This is a genomic window from Pseudomonas sp. OV226 (assembly GCF_003148705.1).
GTDB lineage: Bacteria > Pseudomonadota > Gammaproteobacteria > Pseudomonadales > Pseudomonadaceae > Aquipseudomonas.
This window is the reverse complement of record NZ_QGGS01000001.1, coordinates 38633-55567: the sequence shown is the minus strand read 5'-3', so window position 1 is coordinate 55567 and position 16935 is coordinate 38633. Positions and strand designations below refer to the sequence as shown.

The following is a 16935-nucleotide window of genomic DNA, read 5'->3' as shown; positions in this document are numbered from 1 at the left end:
CACCTCACTCGGTTTTTTGCGGTTTTGCCACCGGTTCTTTAACCCCTGCAGGGGCGCGCATGCCCGGTGGCGGGGCAAACTGAATGCGTTGCGCCTTCTCACTGTTCTGTGGCCTGAAGAACTGCTCAGGCATCGCCGATTCGAGCTTCCAGTCGCTGAACGCAACCTGATGCCGCGATTGCGTCGGATCGTCCCGAAACACGGCACGCAGCATGCGCGGCAACTTGTCCTGCGTACCGACCCACGCTTGCACAAACACGGTATCGCTGGCGTAGGCAATGACGTCGGTGGTGGTGTCGCCAACCACCGTGGACTGACCGATGTAAAACGTCAGGCGCAGGTCCTTCGACAAATCCTTGTAGGGGTCGGCGACGATCACATCGGTAAAGGGAAAGTAAATCGCAGCTCGCTGGTACGCGGCCTCCAGCGTCGCATCGATAGTGGGTGGCGCGTCCGCCTGGGCCAGCAGGTTTTCCTTCGGTGCGTAGGCATAGGCCTGTTTACCGTCGTAGTAAAACTCGGTCGCCGGGCCGTCACCCGAGGTTAAAACGCGCAGGTGATCTGGCCGTTGCACGGTCACCAACGCGACGGTGTTGTAGGCCAGAGGTGGCCCCGGTCGGCTGGGTTTTTCGTAAGTGGTAATGGCTTTGAAACTCATGCCCGGCGTGCTCGTCAACTTGGCACTCATGGCCTTGAGAACGTCCAGCGCCTTGGGTTCCAGTTGCATGGCTGGCGCCGCCTCAACAGCGGGTTGTGCCGCGTGCAAAGGACCGGCAAACAAGTACACCAGCCAGCCAAAGAAGAACAATCGGGCCTGCGTTGGGAAAGACGGCATCGTTTGCTCTCCACCGAGATCTGTTGGAGCACTAAAGTCTAGCAATGCCCCGGAACCAGACGGAATATTTTCCGATCATCCCGCCATTGCCCATGACCACTGCGTGCAAGCCCGGCCACCTCCACCCGATGAAAATCATCATCAAATAAGAAAAAAAACTGATTGCCTGAGCGACAACGGCACTTTTTCGGCCAATTGCTGCTGAATATTTCGCAGGTCGTACTACGCTCTTGCGGGGGAAAGCCATTTTCACTACCGGTCGGGGGACCTGTTTCGACACCCCATTCCCGCAAGCAGGAGTTCCACATGAACCAGACAAAGCTTTCCAGGCTCTTCGCCGCATCGGTGCTGTTGTCTGCAATGGCTCTACCCGGCATCTCCCAGGCAGCAGACAAATCGGCCCCTAATATCCTGGTGATCATGGGCGACGATATCGGCTGGTCGAATATCGGTGTCTACAACCAGGGCATGATGGCCGGCCGCACCCCCAACCTCGACCAGCTCACGGCCGAAGGCATGCGCTTCACCGATTATTACGCCGAGGCCAGTTGCACGGCCGGGCGCGCCAATTTCATCACCGGTGAACTGCCGATCCGCACCGGGATGACCACGGTCGGCCAGGCCGGCTCGCCTGTCGGCATTCCTGCTGAAGCGGTCACCATTGCCACCGCACTCAAGGCCATGGGTTACGCCACCGGCCAGTTCGGCAAGAATCACTTGGGCGACTTGAACGAGTTCCTGCCGACGGTACACGGCTTCGACGAATTCTTTGGCTACCTCTATCACCTCGACGCCATGGAAGACCCGGCGCACCCCAACTATCCGCAAGACCTGCTAGCGACTGTCGGCCCACGCAACATGGTCCACAGTTGGGCCACCACCACCGATGACAGCACCGTGATGCCGCGTTGGGGCAAGGTCGGCAAACAGAAAATCGAAGACGCCGGCACGCTGTATCCAGAGCGGATGAAAACCGTCGACGAGGAGATCCGCGACAAGACCTTTACCTTCATCGACAAGGCCAAGCAGGACAACAAACCCTTCTTCGTCTGGCTCAATCCAACTCGCATGCACATCGTTACCCACCTGTCCGATAAATACGAAGCCATGCGCAACTCGGAAAACGGCTGGTCGGAACAGGAAGCCGGCATGGCGCAACTTGACGACGTCGTTGGCGATGTCATGGCCAAGCTGAAAAAAGACGGGCTGGCCGATAACACCATCGTCATTTTCACTACCGACAATGGCGCGGAGAACTTCACTTGGCCGGATGGCGGCACCACCCCGTTTGCCATGGGCAAAGGCACCATTATGGAAGGCGGCTTCCGGGTACCGGCGATTATTCGCTGGCCGGGCAAAGTACCGGCCAACCAGGTCGCCAACGGCATCATGTCGGGCATGGACTGGTTCCCGACCCTGGTCGCGGCAGCGGGTAACCCGAACATCACCGCCGAACTGCTCAAGGGTAAACAACTGGGCGATACCACCTACAAAGTGCACCTCGACGGTTACGACCAGACGCCGATGATTACCGGAAAGGGTCCGTCGAACCGCCACGAGATCTTCTACTTTGGAGAGAGCACCCTCGGTGCAGTGCGCATCGATGACTACAAATATCGTTTCATTGACCAGCCAAGTGCCTGGTTGGGAGCTAAGGTTGCGGTGGACGTGCCGTACCTGACCAACCTGCGGCTCGACCCGTTCGAACGCATGGGCTGGGCGGACAATGGGGCCGCGCAAGGTTCGACGCAATACTTTGACTGGTTCAAGTATCAGTTCTGGCGTTTTGTGTTTGTCCAGCAACAGGTCGCCAAACTGGCTGAAACCGCCATCGAGTTCCCGCCGATGCAAAAAGGCGCGAGCTTCAACCTCGACTCGGTCAAGGCCAAGATCGAAGCGGCCCGGGCAGCCATGGCCAAGTAACCAGCAGAATCCAAGGGTGGCTGGCGCCAGCCACCCTTGTTTGAAGGGACATTTCCTGGGGGGAAACCATGCGAACAAGAACAGTTGCTCTACCCACATTCACCCTTCTTGCGCTCTGCTGCCAGCAAGCCTGGGCTGGCGGAATCATGCTCTACGAAATCGGCACCGATAACGCCGGCCTGGCCAACGCCGGTGCCGCTGCGCGCGCTCAAGGCCCCTCGACCATCGCCAGCAATCCGGCGGGTATGAGTTACCTGCCCGGCACGCAAATCACCGCAGGCTTGCAGGTGCTTTATGGCGACTTGAGTTTCGATCGAGACTCCGGCACCAACGTTTCAGGCAGTAACAGTGGCAATGCCCTCGATCCGATTCCCGGCGCCAGCTTCTTTGTCACGCATGAACTCGACGATCACTGGAGCGTCGGTTTCGGCCAGTACGGCGACTTCGGGCTGGCACTCAATTACGACAACGATTGGTCCGGGCGCTACTTCGCACAGAACGTCAGCCTGCTCGGTTTGTCCCTGGTGCCGAGCGTGGCCTACCGCTTCAACGAGCAGTGGTCGGTGGGCGTGGGCATCAAAGCCATGTACGGCATATTGAAGGCAGATACCGCCATTGACCGCTCTCCCTTCGGCTTCACCGACCGCGCAGATGGCCAGTTCAAATACAAGGATGGCACCTGGGGCTATGGCGCCAACGTTGGGGTCATCTACGCACCACAACCCGGTACGCGCATCGGCCTGACCTACACCAGCAAAGTCGATCTGGACTTCGAGGATCGGCTGGATGTGAAAGGCGACGGCCGCCTGCTGGATCGCATCAACAACACCAACACTAAAATCGACACATCAGTGCCGCAGACCGTGACCCTGAGCCTGTACCAGCAACTCGACCGCCAATGGGCCTTGCTGGCCTCGGCCAACTGGCAGGACTGGTCTGAGTTCGGTGAGATCGGGGTGGAGGTCGATACCAGCGCGTTGGGGGCTCAATCGAAAACGGTCGACGCCGGGTTCAAGGACACCTGGCACCTTTCGCTGGGCGCGCAATACCAGGCCACCGAACAATGGTTGTGGAACGTCGGTATGGCCTACGACAGCAGCGCGGTCTCGGACAGCAATCGCTCCGTTATCTTGCCGATGAACGAATCTTGGCGCATTGCCACAGGAGCCACCTATGCTCTGAACAAGGACACCGACGTGAATGTCAGCTGGGCCATGATCTGGCTCGACGACATGCCCGACAACCAGACCAAGGCCGTGTCAGGCGATCGAATTTCCGGTCAATTCGACAAAGCCTGGATTCAAGCCCTGACCGGCAACATGACTTGGCGTTTTTGATGCACTGCAATGAACAACACGACTCAAACCATGGAGTAAACACCACTATGAATCTGTCACGAAACTTGCTCATCGGTGCTGCACTGACCGGCGTCTTGCTTGGCGGTTGTACTTCGAAGGTCACGGAAAAGGAACAATATTCCGGTTACCTGTCGAGCTACAACAACCTGCAGGAAGTCGAAACGCCCAGCGGTGGTACGGCAATGCGTTGGGTGAGCCCATCGTGGAACCCGAATGCGTATGACACCGTGGCGTTCAACAAGCTGGAATTCTACCCGGCGCCGAAACCCAACGAGCGGGTGAATCAGCAGACGCTGGCCGATATTCAGAGCTACATGACCAGCAAAGCCAAAGCCACGCTGGGCACCAAATACCGGGTTGTGACCAACTCGGCGTCAGCACCGGCCGGCTCCAGAACCTTGATCTTGCGTGCGGCGATCACCGGGGTCAGCGCCTCGAACGAAGGCATGAAGTGGTATGAAGTGGTGCCGATCGCTGCCGTTGTCGGGGCGACACAGGCAGCCACCGGTCATCGTGACCAGGACACCGAACTGTATATCGAAGCTGAATTCGTCGATGCCAGAACCAACCAGACCGTGGGCAGAGTCGTGCGCAAGGTCTTTGGTACCACCCTGGAAAACGAAAGCCAGAACGTCACTGCCAAGGATTTTAAAGCGGCCATCGACAAGCTGAACTCCGACCTCCTGCAATTCATCAAGTAACAAAGAGCGCCGGCTGGCGCCCTGTTGAAGGGGCGCCGGCATCCTCACTGCCGATTACTTTTTCATCCCCACCCGTCGCCGCATCTCAGCCGTAATCGTCTGCCGGGTTTTCCTCATGCCCGCCCAAGGCCCCTCACCCACCTCGGCCAGACGCTCATGCACATTGTGCACGTTCCATTGGTTCCCCCCTTTGAGCTCGGCCACTTCCTCGCGAAAGATTGGCACCGACACCGGTAAACCTTCACGAGTACGCACGGCGTAGGCGCAAATGGTGGTGGCACCCAGACCGTTGCGCAGGTAATCGATGAAGATCCGCCCGACCCGATTCTTCGGCCCCGAGACGGCAGAAAAGCGTTCCGGCAACAGCTTCGCCATGTGGCTGACAATCGCATGGCTGAAGTCCTTCACCTCGTCCCAACCCTGCTTGCGGGTCAGCGGCACCACCAGGTGAATACCCTTGCCGCCGCTGGTTTTGAGGAAGGCCTTGAGCCCCAGTTCATCGAGCACCGACAGCGTTAGCTGAGTCGCCTCGACCATGCTTTTCCAGGGCAGCGCCGGGTCCGGATCAAGGTCGAGCACGAAACGATCGGGCCGCTCGAGATTATCGGCGGTGGCATTCCAGGTGTGCAGCTCCACGGTACTCATTTGCACGGCGCCAATCAGCGCTTGGGCGTTGTTGATGATCATCACCGGTTGGCCGGTGAGTGCCTTGTCCAGCGTGGTGATGCCTGGAATGGCCAAGTGCTCGGCATTTTTCTGGAAAAACAACTCACCAGCGATCCCCTCCGGTGCACGAACCAGTGCCACGGGCCTGTCCTTGAGCTCGGGCAAAATCCACTGCGCAACGCTGGCGTAATACTCGGCCAACTGAACTTTGGTGGTCCCGGTGGTGGCGTCGATCACCCGGTCGGGGTGGGTGATGCGCACCTCGCCCTTGACCAGGCCAGCCTGCGACGGTGCAGGTTGCGCACCGGCGGTTTTTTTCTCTGGGGTCTTCACCACGTGGGGACGCTCCTCAGTGATGCCTTTGGCGGGTTTGTCTTCGCGCAGGCCATGGAACACCGCATGGCGCACCGAGCCCTCCTTGGTCATTTCAGCAAACGCCACTTCGGCCAGCAGCGTGGGCTTGAGCCAGTGCACACCCTTGGCCTCGAAACCGCTCGGTGGGTTGACCACCGACGGCTTCTTCGTCTGCCAGGGTTTGAGCTGTTCGAAGATGCGCTTGAGCGTCGTCTCGTTGAATCCGGTGCCAACCTTCCCGGCGTAACGCAATTGAGCGCTGTCACGGTCGTGCAACCCGAGCAATAAGGCACCGAATGCATGACGCGACCCTTTCGGATCGGTGTAGCCGACCACCACGAATTCCTGCCGATGTTTGCACTTGAGCTTTATCCAGTCGCTGCTGCGTCGTGACACATAAGGTGAGCCCATGCGCTTGCCGATCAGCCCTTCCATCTGCATTTGGCAGGCGCTGTTGAGCAAGGCGTCTGGTGCTTCAGCGAAAGAATCCGAGAAGCGCAGCAGCGGGTCATGATTTTGCTTGAGCACGGTCGACAGCGCCACCCTGCGTTCTTCGACCGGCACCTCGCGCAGGTCCACGCCGTTGAGATAAGGCAGGTCGAACAAGTAGTACACGATGTTGGCGCTGGCACCGGCGTCGAAGGCATTTTGCAGCGCCTGAAAGTCCGGTACGCCCTGCTCGTTGGCCACCACCATTTCACCGTCAAGCCAAGCCGATTCGAGGCCCAATGCCGCCAATGCTTCGGCCTGCCTGGGCAGTTTGTGGGTCCAGTCGTGACCGTTACGGGTGAAGAGCCTGACGTCGCTGTGGTCGATGCGGGCCATGATCCGGTAACCGTCGAACTTGATCTCGTAAAGCCACTGACCGTCCGGAGCCTTCTCCACCAACGTGGCCAGTTCGGGTTTGAGCTGCTCTGGCAGTTTGGCTTTGCGAGCGCCGGTGAGTGGCGCCGATGTCTCTTTAGTCGCCACTTTGCGTGCCGGTTGCTTGACGGGTTTGGGTTTAACCGTCGACTTCGATTGTTTGGCCAGGAGGGTCCGATCACTGAGCACGCTGTCGGGCTCGGCGGTGACCACATCGTAATCGCTCTCGGGCTTGGCCGCGCTGTCCTGATGCTTGATCAGAAACCATTGCTCCTGTTTGCCCGGCATGTGCGTGCGCACCAGGCTCCATAGACCACCAAGCTTCTCGCCTTGCAGTTCGAACTTGAGCTTGCCCTTGGCGTAGGCCTTGACCGGATCCTCCTGCGCAATCCACACACCGCGGTCCCACACGATCACATCGCCCGCGCCGTAATGCCCTTCGGGAATGCTGCCCTCAAACGTCGCGTAATCGAGCGGATGGTCTTCGACGTGAACCGCCAGACGCTTGACCTTGGGGTCCAGGGACGGGCCTTTAGGCACCGCCCAGCTTTTCAGCGCCCCCTCAAGTTCCAGGCGAAAATCGTAATGCAGACGTGAGGCGTCATGCTTCTGAATGCAGAACTGCAACGCGTGGTCTTTCGCGTTTTTTTTGGCCAGGCGTTTGGTCGCGACGGGCTCTGAGGTCGCCGAAAAATCGCGCAAGCGGTTGTAGTCATCCAGGGTCTTGTTCATGGCATACCTGCTGCCGATGCCGCCGTCATGAAGGCGTCTCTAATCAGCAGAGCAACCGGGCCAGATAAAAATTCCATCGGCATTCAAACCACTCGGACAAACGGGCCTCAGGCGCGGCACCCGACGGCTCGCGGGTGAATATACTCAGCCAGTGCGGATTCATCCTGCGGAGAGCAATCATGCGAACGGTTCACATCATCGAGCAAGCCCAAACGCCGACACCGGTGAATGTCGTCGGCGAGGCGATCACGATTCTCGCCGGCGGCGATCTGAGCAAGCCTTTTGAAATGCACATTCAGGAAGGCGTGCAAGGGGGCGGGCCGCCGCCGCACTTTCATCCGTGGGATGAAGCGTTCTATGTGGTCGCCGGCGAGGTCGAAGTGACGGTAGCGGGCACGTCCACCACGGTGTCAGCCGGGGGCTACGTGCATATTCCCGGTGGGGCGATCCATGCTTACAAGAACCTCAGCCCGACCGCGAAAATGATTGGTGTGGTCTCCGATCCAAGGGGCGGGCAGTTCTTTGCGGCGGTGGATCGGCTGCGGGTGCCGGAGGATTTGCCGCGGATCCTTGAGATCGCCGCGGCGCATGGCGTTACGTTTCTGCTGTAGCGTCCGTTACAGCCGCTCAGGCCGCGCCTCCCTTGGCCTGCTGCTCCAGATGCACTTGCAGTTCAGGATCAATCTCCAGCGCCGCTGCCAATTCGTCGAGATAGGTCCGCTCGGCGTCCCCCTGATCGTTCACCAGCATCACGCTCGCCAGGTACATTTCCGCCGCAATCGCCGGGTCCGTTGCCGACACCGCCACATCGACGGCATCCAGCGGCCGGGCCACCTCTTCATCCAGCCATTGCTGAAGGTCTGGGTCATCGGTGTGCTTGCCGATTTCAGCGCTGATTAGCTGCTTCTCGGCCGCATCAATGCGGCCATCGGCTTTCGCCGCCGCAATCAATGCACGCAACACGGCATGACTGTGGTCTTCTATTTCCGGCCCCGACAATAGATCAGCCGTGCGCGGCGGCTGTCGGGGTGCCGAAGCCTGACTGCGCTGCCAGCTCTGATACGCCTGGAATGCCATCATTCCCAACGACGCCAGGGCCGCGTAATTGGTGCCGCCACCGGAGCGACTCTGGGTCGAACCACCCGTCGCTGAACCACCGCCGAGCAAACCGCCGAGCAATCCACCCAGGCCGCCACCGCCACTGCTTGAACCGCCCCCTCCGCCCACCAGGCCACCCAGCAAGCCACCGAGTCCGCCCAGCGGATCTTGAGACGACGCGCCACCGCCGCCCTGTTGACCCATCGAGCCCTGGCCGGCCCGCAGCAATTGTTCGAGCAGATCGCTGGTATTCATGACGCTGTCCTCTTCAAGAGAAGTTGATCCGGTCAGGCAACGATAGTCCTCACCGACAAATGCGCCACGACCATTGGGCTGCTGAAATCAGACGGTGCGCCAGCGTCGGCGTTTCCTCGAACGCCCGGCGTTTATCCGGGGTATTTTCTTGCCATGCAGCTAAGATTTACAGACGCTGAACCTTATCCCCGGATTCCCGGTCGATACCTGCAACCGACCCGGTTTGCCGACACCCCCACTTGAAGGGGTGATAACAGGCTTGCTTCATTTACTGGAGAACGCCCCCGTGATTTCGACCGTACACATTGCCAGGCTCAAAGCTTGGGGCGCCCATGGTTTTACCGCCACCGGCGTGGTGACTGCCTTCCTCGCCACCCTGGCATTGCTGGATAACCAGCCGACTCAGTGCCTGCTGTGGCTGGGCGTCGCGCTGATCGTCGACGGGCTGGATGGCGCGCTGGCGCGCAAGGTCAATGTGCAATCGGTGCTGCCCAGTTTCGATGGCTCGATTCTGGACCTGGTGATCGACTACCTGACCTATGTGTTTATCCCGGCGCTGTTCATCTATCGCTACATCCCGCTGCCGGACTACACGCTGCTGCTGAGCGTGTCGCTGATTCTGGTGTCGTCGCTGTTCTGCTTCTGCAACGTCAACATGAAGAGCAAAGACAACTACTTCCAGGGCTTTCCGGCCGCGTGGAATGTGGTTGCGCTGTGCCTGTACATCATCGCGCCGACGCCATGGATCACCTTGCTCACCGTCATTGGCCTGGCCTTGTTGACCGTGACGCGGATGAAGTTCCTGCACCCGTTTCGCGTGCGCAAGTTCATGCCGATCAACATTGCGGTGACGGCCATTTGGCTGCTGTGCAGTTTGTCGCTGGTGATCAACCATCCCGTCATCAATCCGATGGTGATGGGGCTTTGGTTGCTGATGTCGGCGTATTTCCTGGGGATCTGCCTCTGGCGCACGGCGCTGGAGTGGCATGACGGCTCGCGGCACCCGTAACGCCATGGCCATTCATATCGTCCGCCTCGGCTCGCCGCGCTCCCCTGATGAAGGCTTGCGCCTGGGCACCGTGCGCCGTCCACCCCGTGGCGTACCGAAGGCTGAGTTTGCCCGCCGTGATTTTTACGACGTGTGGCAGCCGTTGCTGTCGCCGAGTGCCGAATTGGTGGCTGAAGCCAAAGCGGCCACGGACGACAAGGCCTGGGAGGCCTTCAGACGCAAGTTCAAGGTAGAAATGAACCAACCCGCGCCAAGCCAGTTACTGGACCTGTTGGCCGCCCTCTCCCATCACACTTCGCTGGCCGTGGGTTGTTATTGCGAGGAAGAGGCGCACTGTCACCGCTCGGTGTTGCGCGAACTGCTGGCGGCCCGAGGCGCCAGCATCGTGTAACCTCCAAAGCATACAAAATCCCCTGTCGGAGCTGAGCTTGCTCGCGATGGCGGTGTGTCAGACAGCATAAATATCGATCGATACGCCGCCATCGCGAGCAAGCTCGGCTCCTACAGTTAGATCTACGCCGGGTCAGCGTCTTGTGATGACGGCTTCGAGGTATTCACTCGGCACCACCAGCGACTTCTCCCCCGCCCGGTTCATCCGGTTCAACAGCTCGGTCAGGTCCTGTTCAAAGGCCTCGGCGCCCTCGGGAGGCAGCACGGCGAAGGCTTTATAGATCGGCCCGTACCAGTTGCGGAAGACGTCGATGAAGTGCGCCGGCGAGCGATAGCGGAAATTGAAGGCACGACGCGTCACCTGGACCAGGAAGTCGTGTTCGTCAAAGTGTGAATGCAGCCAGGCCTCGGTGCCCCAGTTGGACGGCGGTTGTGCCCCCAGCGGTGGCGGCAGGTGCTGGCCCAGGGTCTTGAACACCTGGCCGACAAAACCTTCCGGCGTCCAGTTGGCCAGGCCGATCCGGCCACCGGGGCGGCAGACTCGCGCCAGTTCTGCGGCCGCTTTGGGTTGGTCCGGCGTAAACATCACGCCGAACGTCGACAGCACGGCATCGAAGCTCGCGTCCTCGAACGGCAGCGCCTCGGCGTCGGCCACCTGGAAGGTCACTGGCAAACGCTCTGCCCTGGCCCGTTCTTCGCCACGCTCCAGCAACGCGCCGACGTAATCGGTCGAGGTGACAGCGCAGCCTCGGCGTGCGGCGGCGAGTGTTGCATTGCCGTTACCGGCGGCCACGTCCAGCACCCGCTCGTCACAGAGCAAGTCGCAGGCTTCGGCGAGTTGTTCACCGACAATCTGCAAAGTGGTCCCGATAACGGTGTAGTCGCCACTGGCCCAAGAGGCCATCTGACGGTTTTTCAGGGCAGTTAGATCAATCGGTGTACTCATGAAGTCTGCTCCGTACGGATGGCAACCGACCGCGGCCTATTCCGCCGTGGTGGGATCGATGATGCTTGCCACTTGGGAAATACGACTGGCCGGGAAACCACTACGGGTCGCGTGTTCTTTGATGAGTGCTTCGCTGGGTGAGATGTACACGCAGTAGAGCTTGTCACCGGTGACGTAACTCTGAAGCCACTGCACCTCTGGCAATTCGCGCAACACGCTGCAGGACTTTAGCGCGGCGGCTTTCAAATCCCGTTCTGACAGTGTTCCAGCGCCCGGGATATCGCGTTCTATGACGAACTTCGGCATGGCAACCTCTCATTCTTGTTATTGATGACAGGGTCGGTAGTGAACCTGTAGGCAAACTATCGCCCCGGCGCACGCCCGCGTCCTGCCCGATCGTCGGCCAACCTTGTCCGATCGTCCGGAGGTTTGGCGCAGCGCGGTGACAGGCTCACAATCAACACCATTCGTACACGGGGAAACCTCCATGGACGCCCTCTCCCAAACCTTGCGTGTCGTGCGCCTGGTCGGCGCGATTTTTATCAATGCCCGGTTCACCGCGCCCTGGTGCTATCAGTCGCCGAGCGCCGACACGGCGGCACCGTTTCTGGAACCCGGTGCCGAGCGAGTGGTGATTTTCCACCTGATCACCGAAGGCGAGTGTTACGTCGAACTCGGTGATGATCCGCCGCTGCTGCTGTCGGCTGGCGATGTGGTGGTGTTTCCGCAGGGGCATGCCCATCGCATGAGCTCTAAACCCGGACTGCCGCCCGCCACGGGTGCGCGGCTGGACGTCGTGCTGGCGCGGCGTCCACGGCAATTGAGTTACGGCGGGGGCGGCGCGGTCACGCGGTTGGTGTGCGGCTATCTGGCGTGCGATACGCGGTTGGCAGGCATGTTGCTGACGGGCCTGCCAGCGGTGGTCCGGGTCAACGTGCGCGGCTCGAATGCCGGGATCTGGCTGGAGTCTTCAGTGCGTTATGCGCTGGCCGAAGCCCGCTCGCCCAGGCCTGGCGGCGAAGGCGTGCTGGCCAAACTGGCCGAGGTGTTGTTCATCGAAGTGCTGCGCCTGTACATGCAAGAACAGGGCGAAGGGCAAACCGGGTGGCTGGCGGGTGTCGGCGACCGGATTGTCGGCGCCGCGTTGAATGCCCTGCACAAAAAGCCCTGTCACGCCTGGACCGTGGATGAACTGGCGCGCACGGCCGGGACGTCAAGATCGGTATTGGCCGAGCGCTTTCAGCAATTGGTGGGGAGCTCGCCCATGCAGTACCTGACGCAATGGCGGATGTTGCTGGCGGCCAACCTGTTACGCAGCAGTAACAGCTCATTGATACGCATCGCCGAAGAGGTGGGTTACCAGACCGATACGGCGTTCAGCCGGGCCTTTCGCCGCGAGTTCGGTACGCCACCCGCTGCGTGGCGGCGTAATCAGGAGAAAAAATCAATGGCCCACGGCGCGGATCCTGTGGGCCATTGATTTGGAGGATTACGCCGCAGGCGCTTTGGCTTCTTCCAGCAGTTGTTGAATCATCTTCTCCTGCGTCTCGTAGCTGCCTTCACCGAAGTGGGTGTAACGCACCTGACCCTTGGCGTCGATCAGGTAATGCGCCGGCCAGTATTGGTTATCGAATGCACGCCAGATCGTGTAGTTGTTGTCGATCGCCACCGGGTAGGTGATGCCGAGTTTTTTCACCTGATCCTTGACGTTGTCGATGATGCGCTCGAAACCGTATTCCGGAGTGTGCACGCCAATCACTACCAGGCCTTCCTTCTCGTATTTCTTTGCCCAGTCCTTCACATACGGCAGCGTGTGCTGGCAGTTGATGCAGTCGAAGGTCCAGAAATCCACCAGTACCACTTTGCCTTTCAGCGATTCGCGGGTCAGGGCCGGTGAGTTGATCCATTCGACGGCGCCGTTCAGTGAGGGCATCGCGCCTTGGGCGTTGTCCATCGGGTCGGCTTTGACTTTGCTGACAAAGTAATCGACGACCTTCGGCACGTTTTCCAGCACACCTTTCTCCAGGCTGCTGACGCCTTCGGACGATGTACTGGCCAGCAAGGTTTTGTCCGCGCCAGTGGAAATCACCGCGGCGGCAGCCAGCACCGCGACACCGGCACCACGACGCAGCCATCCAGTGACCGGGATCGACGCTTTCAAGCGATTGACCAGGCCGCGACCGGCGAAAATCAATACCCCCAGCGACAACGCACTGCCCAGGCCGTATGCCACCAGCAACAGGCTGGTTTGCGCATTGGCGCCTTGCAGCATGGCGCCGGTGAGGATGACCCCGAGGATCGGCCCGGCGCAGGGTGCCCACAGCAGGCCGGTGGCCACACCGATCATGACCGAACTCAACGGGCCGGAGATTTTGCGCGAATCCGGATCCAGACGGTTGCCCAACGCCACAAACGGACGGGCCAGCCAGTCTCCGACCCGGGCAGAGATCAACGACAAGGCAAACAGCCCCATCACGATCAGGGCCACATGGCGACCGGTGTTGTTGGCCTGCACCACCCACTCGCTGCTGACCACGGCCAGGCTGGAAATCAGGGCGAAGGTCAGGACCATGCCGCCGAGGGTCAGCAGAATGGAGGAACGTGTACGTTTGACCCCGGCGAACAGGAACGGTACGACCGGCAGGATGCAAGGACTGAGGACGGTCAATATGCCGCCCAGGAAAGCGATGAGGAACATGGGATCACCTTTGAAATAAAGAGCGCGGCACACTGAAAATCCCTGTGGGAGCGAGCTTGCTCGCGATGAGGTCAGTACACCCAACATGGATGTCGACTGACACTCAGCCATCGCGAGCAAGCTCGCTCCCACAGTGGGTGGTGGTGGTTGGATAAGTTGTGTCTGGCATCAGGCAGTCTGGCTATCCAGTTGCTGCCCCTGGGGAGTCCGGCTTGCGCCGTTCTCTGCCACCATCTGCCCCTGCGGCGTCCGGCTATAACCGTCCTCGGCCAGAAATGCGGTGGAATCCTTGTGCGCCACCGGCGTCAGCTGGAAGCACGTGACACTGCCACAACTGCTCTGTTCAACAGCGGCATTGGCATGGGCGGCGGCACCGGCGACGGAGAAGGCAATGGCGGTCAGGTAGCGGCTTACGTTGTTCATGAGGGTCTTCCTGTTTCGAAGGGGGTGGGCAATGGGTGATCGCAGCAATCAGTTGTCCGAGTTGCAGTTGTCAGCCACTTTTCGGTAGTCAAGAACCTGGGTTTTGTTCTGCGAATCCAGGTAAGTCAGTTGCGCATCCACCACGCCGCAGACCGGGGTCGCGTCTTGTTTCAGCGACACGACCTTTCTGATGTCCAGGTGAGTGCCGTAGGTGTAGGTTTTGGCGGTAACGTCTGCTTCGGCACGGGCCGACAAGGTGCAGATGTTCAGGGCAGCAAACAGGCATGCGGCGTAGATGGCTTTCGTGTTCATGGCGATGTCCTCAAGGCTTCAATGGGTAGGTCGTTCGATTGAGCCGAGGCGGTCTGGTGTGCCTCGATGGAACCTATTAGAAGCCTGCGAGGTATCTGGCCTGTGTCGAAAACAGGCGCGTATAAATCGGTACGTATCAAAGCCGCCCTGCGATACACAGCGATACAAACCCCCTGGAAACAGCTGTTTTTGCGTTCATGTGTATCCGCCGCCCTGCCAGATACACTGCAATACAAAGCGCGGAAGGCGAGCGGGCCAAGGCTCGATAGACTGGGCAGCATTCCCCTACTGACAGAGGCAAGGCCCCATGGAACACGTCGATCACATTCTCATCGTCGACGATGACCGCGAGATCCGGGAGCTGGTAGGCAACTACCTGAAGAAGAACGGCCTGCGCACCACCGTGGTCGCCGACGGGCGCCAAATGCGCACCTTCCTCGAAACCACGCCGGTGGACCTGATCGTGCTCGACATCATGATGCCCGGCGACGACGGCCTGATGCTCTGCCGTGAATTGCGCGCCGGCAAACACAAGGCCACGCCGGTGTTGATGCTCACCGCGCGCAACGACGAAACCGACCGCATCATCGGCCTGGAAATGGGCGCCGACGATTACCTGGTCAAACCCTTCGCCGCCCGCGAGTTGCTCGCCCGCATCAACGCCGTGCTGCGCCGCACGCGCATGCTGCCGCCGAACCTGGTGGTGACCGAGAGCGGTCGCCTGCTGGCGTTCGGTCGTTGGCGCCTGGACACCTCGGCCCGGCACCTGCTGGACGAAGACGGCACCATGGTGGCGCTGAGCGGTGCCGAATATCGCCTGCTGCGAGTGTTTCTCGATCACCCGCAGCGGGTGCTCAATCGCGATCAACTGCTGAACCTGACCCAGGGCCGCGACGCCGATCTGTTTGACCGCTCCATCGACTTGCTGGTCAGCCGCTTGCGCCAGCGCTTGCTGGACGATGCCCGCGAACCGGCCTACATCAAAACCGTGCGCAGCGAGGGCTATGTGTTTTCGTTGGCGGTGGAAGTACTCGGGGCGCCCTCATGAACGTCACGATTCGTTGGCCGCGCACCCTCGCCTCACGCCTGTCGTTGATCTTCCTGATTGGCTTGATCCTGGCGCAAGCGCTGTCCTTCGGCGCGCAGTACTACGAGCGTTACGAAACCGCGAAAAACACCATGCTCGGCAATCTGGAGACCGATGTCTCGACGTCCATCGCCATCCTCGACCGCTTGCCCGCCGCGGAACGGGCAAGCTGGTTGCAACAACTGGAGCGGCGCAATTACCGCTATTTGCTGGACGAAGGTTCGCCGGGCACGGCCATGAGTGACACGCCGATTGCGGTGACCTCGATCAAGGACGCCATCGGCAAGGACTACCCAATGACCGTGACCGACATTCCCGGCCCGATCAAACACTTCCAGGTTCATCTGAAACTGGCCGATGGCAGCCCGGTTACCATCGACGTGCGCCCATCGATGGTGCCGCTGTCGCCGTGGCTGCCGTTCGTCCTGCTCGGCCAATTGGCGTTGATGATTGCCTGCACCTGGCTGGCCGTCAGAATCGCCATCCGCCCCCTCACGCGCCTCGCGCAAGCCGTGGACACCCTGGACCCGAACGCCCACCCCGTGCACCTGGACGAAAAAGGCCCGACCGAAGTTGCCCACGCCGCGAAGGCGTTCAATGCCATGCAGGCGCGCATCGCCGCGTACCTCAAAGAACGCATGCAACTGCTGGCAGCCATTTCCCACGACCTGCAAACCCCGATCACCCGCATGAAACTGCGCGCTGAATTCATGGACGACTCCAGCGAGAAAGACAAACTGTGGAACGACCTCGGCGAGATGGAGCATCTGGTACGCGAAGGCGTGGCGTATGCCCGCAGCGTCCATGGTGCCACCGAAGAAAGCCGTCGCACCGACCTGGACTCGTTCCTCGACAGCCTGGTATTCGACTATCAGGACATGGGCAAAGACGTATCGCTGGAAGGCAAAAGTGCCACGGTGATCGACACCCGTCCCCATGCGTTACGTCGAGTGTTGGTGAACCTCACCGACAACGCGCTGAAGTTCGCCGGAGCCGCCGAACTCTGGGTTGAAAGCAAAAACGGCAACCTGTCGGTGAAAGTCATGGATCGCGGGCCGGGCATCTCCGAGGAAGAACTGGCGCACGTGATGGAACCGTTCTACCGCGTCGAAAACTCGCGTAACCGCAGCACCGGCGGGACCGGGCTGGGCCTGGCGATTGCGCAGCAATTGGCGATCGCCATCGGTGGCTCGTTGACGCTGAGCAATCGCGAGGGGGGTGGGTTGTGTGCGGAGCTGAAATTGCCGGCTCGACCTGTCAGTCAGTAAATAAACGCAAGGGCCA

Annotated in this window: 17 protein-coding genes; 9 read left to right on the top strand and 8 right to left on the bottom strand. The window is 60.2% G+C overall.

Translation table 11 applies throughout. From position 1 onward, the window contains the following. Positions 1-4 precede the first annotated feature (4 nt). Complete coding sequence (locus C7534_RS00295) at positions 5-835, bottom strand: DUF2092 domain-containing protein (RefSeq protein ID WP_109784579.1); 831 nt, start codon at positions 833-835, stop codon at positions 5-7. 306 nt (positions 836-1141) lie between these two features. Between C7534_RS00295 and C7534_RS00290 the strand changes: the two genes are divergently transcribed. From C7534_RS00290 to C7534_RS00280, 3 genes are all read left to right on the top strand, one after another. Further along, on the top strand, positions 1142-2758 hold the full coding sequence (locus tag C7534_RS00290) for an arylsulfatase (RefSeq protein WP_109784578.1): 1617 nt from the start codon (positions 1142-1144) through the stop codon (positions 2756-2758). 68 nt (positions 2759-2826) lie between these two features. Continuing rightward, a complete protein-coding gene (locus C7534_RS00285) occupies positions 2827-4095 on the top strand; it encodes an OmpP1/FadL family transporter (protein WP_109784577.1) in 1269 nt (422 codons plus the stop codon). 47 nt (positions 4096-4142) lie between these two features. After that, positions 4143-4817, top strand: coding sequence for a DUF3313 domain-containing protein (locus C7534_RS00280; RefSeq protein ID WP_046027745.1), 675 nt, complete (start codon positions 4143-4145; stop codon positions 4815-4817). 54 nt (positions 4818-4871) lie between these two features. Here C7534_RS00280 and ligD read toward each other — a convergent pair whose 3' ends face one another. Further along, positions 4872-7433: a DNA ligase D gene (gene ligD / locus C7534_RS00275; RefSeq protein WP_109784576.1), complete on the bottom strand. Its 2562-nt coding sequence runs from the start codon at positions 7431-7433 to the stop codon at positions 4872-4874. Between the two features lie 179 nt (positions 7434-7612). On the opposite strand from ligD, the gene C7534_RS00270 reads away from it, so the two are divergent. Continuing rightward, on the top strand, positions 7613-8044 hold the full coding sequence (locus C7534_RS00270; protein WP_109784575.1) for a cupin domain-containing protein: 432 nt from the start codon (positions 7613-7615) through the stop codon (positions 8042-8044). A gap of 16 nt (positions 8045-8060) precedes the next feature. Here the strand turns inward: C7534_RS00270 and C7534_RS00265 are convergent, their stop codons facing one another. Continuing rightward, complete coding sequence (locus C7534_RS00265; RefSeq protein ID WP_109784574.1) at positions 8061-8786, bottom strand: tellurite resistance TerB family protein; 726 nt, start codon at positions 8784-8786, stop codon at positions 8061-8063. Positions 8787-9072: 286 nt separating this feature from the next. On the opposite strand from C7534_RS00265, the gene pcsA reads away from it, so the two are divergent. Together pcsA and C7534_RS00255 are read left to right on the top strand one after the other, a co-directional pair. Beyond that, positions 9073-9795, top strand: a complete 723-nt coding sequence (gene pcsA / locus C7534_RS00260; protein WP_077430339.1) for a phosphatidylcholine synthase — start codon at positions 9073-9075, stop codon at positions 9793-9795. A 4-nt stretch (positions 9796-9799) separates the two neighbouring features. Further along, the gene (locus C7534_RS00255; protein WP_109784960.1) at positions 9800-10186 is read left to right on the top strand and encodes a DUF488 domain-containing protein; all 387 of its coding nucleotides are present in this window, start codon (positions 9800-9802) and stop codon (positions 10184-10186) included. Positions 10187-10318: 132 nt separating this feature from the next. Here C7534_RS00255 and C7534_RS00250 read toward each other — a convergent pair whose 3' ends face one another. Both C7534_RS00250 and C7534_RS00245 read right to left on the bottom strand, forming a co-directional pair. Then, entirely contained in the window at positions 10319-11131 is an 813-nt protein-coding gene (locus C7534_RS00250; protein ID WP_109784573.1) for a class I SAM-dependent methyltransferase, read from the bottom strand. A 36-nt stretch (positions 11132-11167) separates the two neighbouring features. Next, positions 11168-11437 (bottom strand): DUF4242 domain-containing protein, encoded by a 270-nt coding sequence (locus C7534_RS00245; RefSeq protein ID WP_046027751.1) that lies wholly within the window; start codon positions 11435-11437, stop codon positions 11168-11170. A gap of 181 nt (positions 11438-11618) precedes the next feature. Here C7534_RS00245 and C7534_RS00240 point away from each other — a divergent pair, with 181 nt between their 5' ends. Further along, entirely contained in the window at positions 11619-12611 is a 993-nt protein-coding gene (locus C7534_RS00240) for an AraC family transcriptional regulator (RefSeq protein WP_109784572.1), read from the top strand. A gap of 9 nt (positions 12612-12620) precedes the next feature. Here C7534_RS00240 and C7534_RS00235 read toward each other — a convergent pair whose 3' ends face one another. The 3 genes from C7534_RS00235 to C7534_RS00220 form a co-directional block, all read right to left on the bottom strand. Further along, positions 12621-13829, bottom strand: coding sequence for a cytochrome c biogenesis protein DipZ (locus tag C7534_RS00235; protein WP_109784571.1), 1209 nt, complete (start codon positions 13827-13829; stop codon positions 12621-12623). A 168-nt stretch (positions 13830-13997) separates the two neighbouring features. Then, positions 13998-14252 carry a hypothetical protein gene (locus C7534_RS00225; protein WP_109784570.1) on the bottom strand — a complete coding sequence of 85 codons (255 nt, stop codon included), beginning with the start codon at positions 14250-14252 and terminating at the stop codon, positions 13998-14000. 48 nt (positions 14253-14300) lie between these two features. Then, positions 14301-14564, bottom strand: a complete 264-nt coding sequence (locus tag C7534_RS00220) for a DUF2790 domain-containing protein (RefSeq protein WP_109784569.1) — start codon at positions 14562-14564, stop codon at positions 14301-14303. Positions 14565-14871: 307 nt separating this feature from the next. On the opposite strand from C7534_RS00220, the gene C7534_RS00215 reads away from it, so the two are divergent. Both C7534_RS00215 and C7534_RS00210 read left to right on the top strand, forming a co-directional pair. Then, complete coding sequence (locus C7534_RS00215) at positions 14872-15612, top strand: response regulator (protein WP_046027756.1); 741 nt, start codon at positions 14872-14874, stop codon at positions 15610-15612. Next, the gene (locus C7534_RS00210; RefSeq protein WP_109784568.1) at positions 15609-16919 is read left to right on the top strand and encodes an ATP-binding protein; all 1311 of its coding nucleotides are present in this window, start codon (positions 15609-15611) and stop codon (positions 16917-16919) included. The genes C7534_RS00215 and C7534_RS00210 overlap by 4 nt, the downstream gene beginning before the upstream one ends. Positions 16920-16935 lie beyond the last annotated feature (16 nt).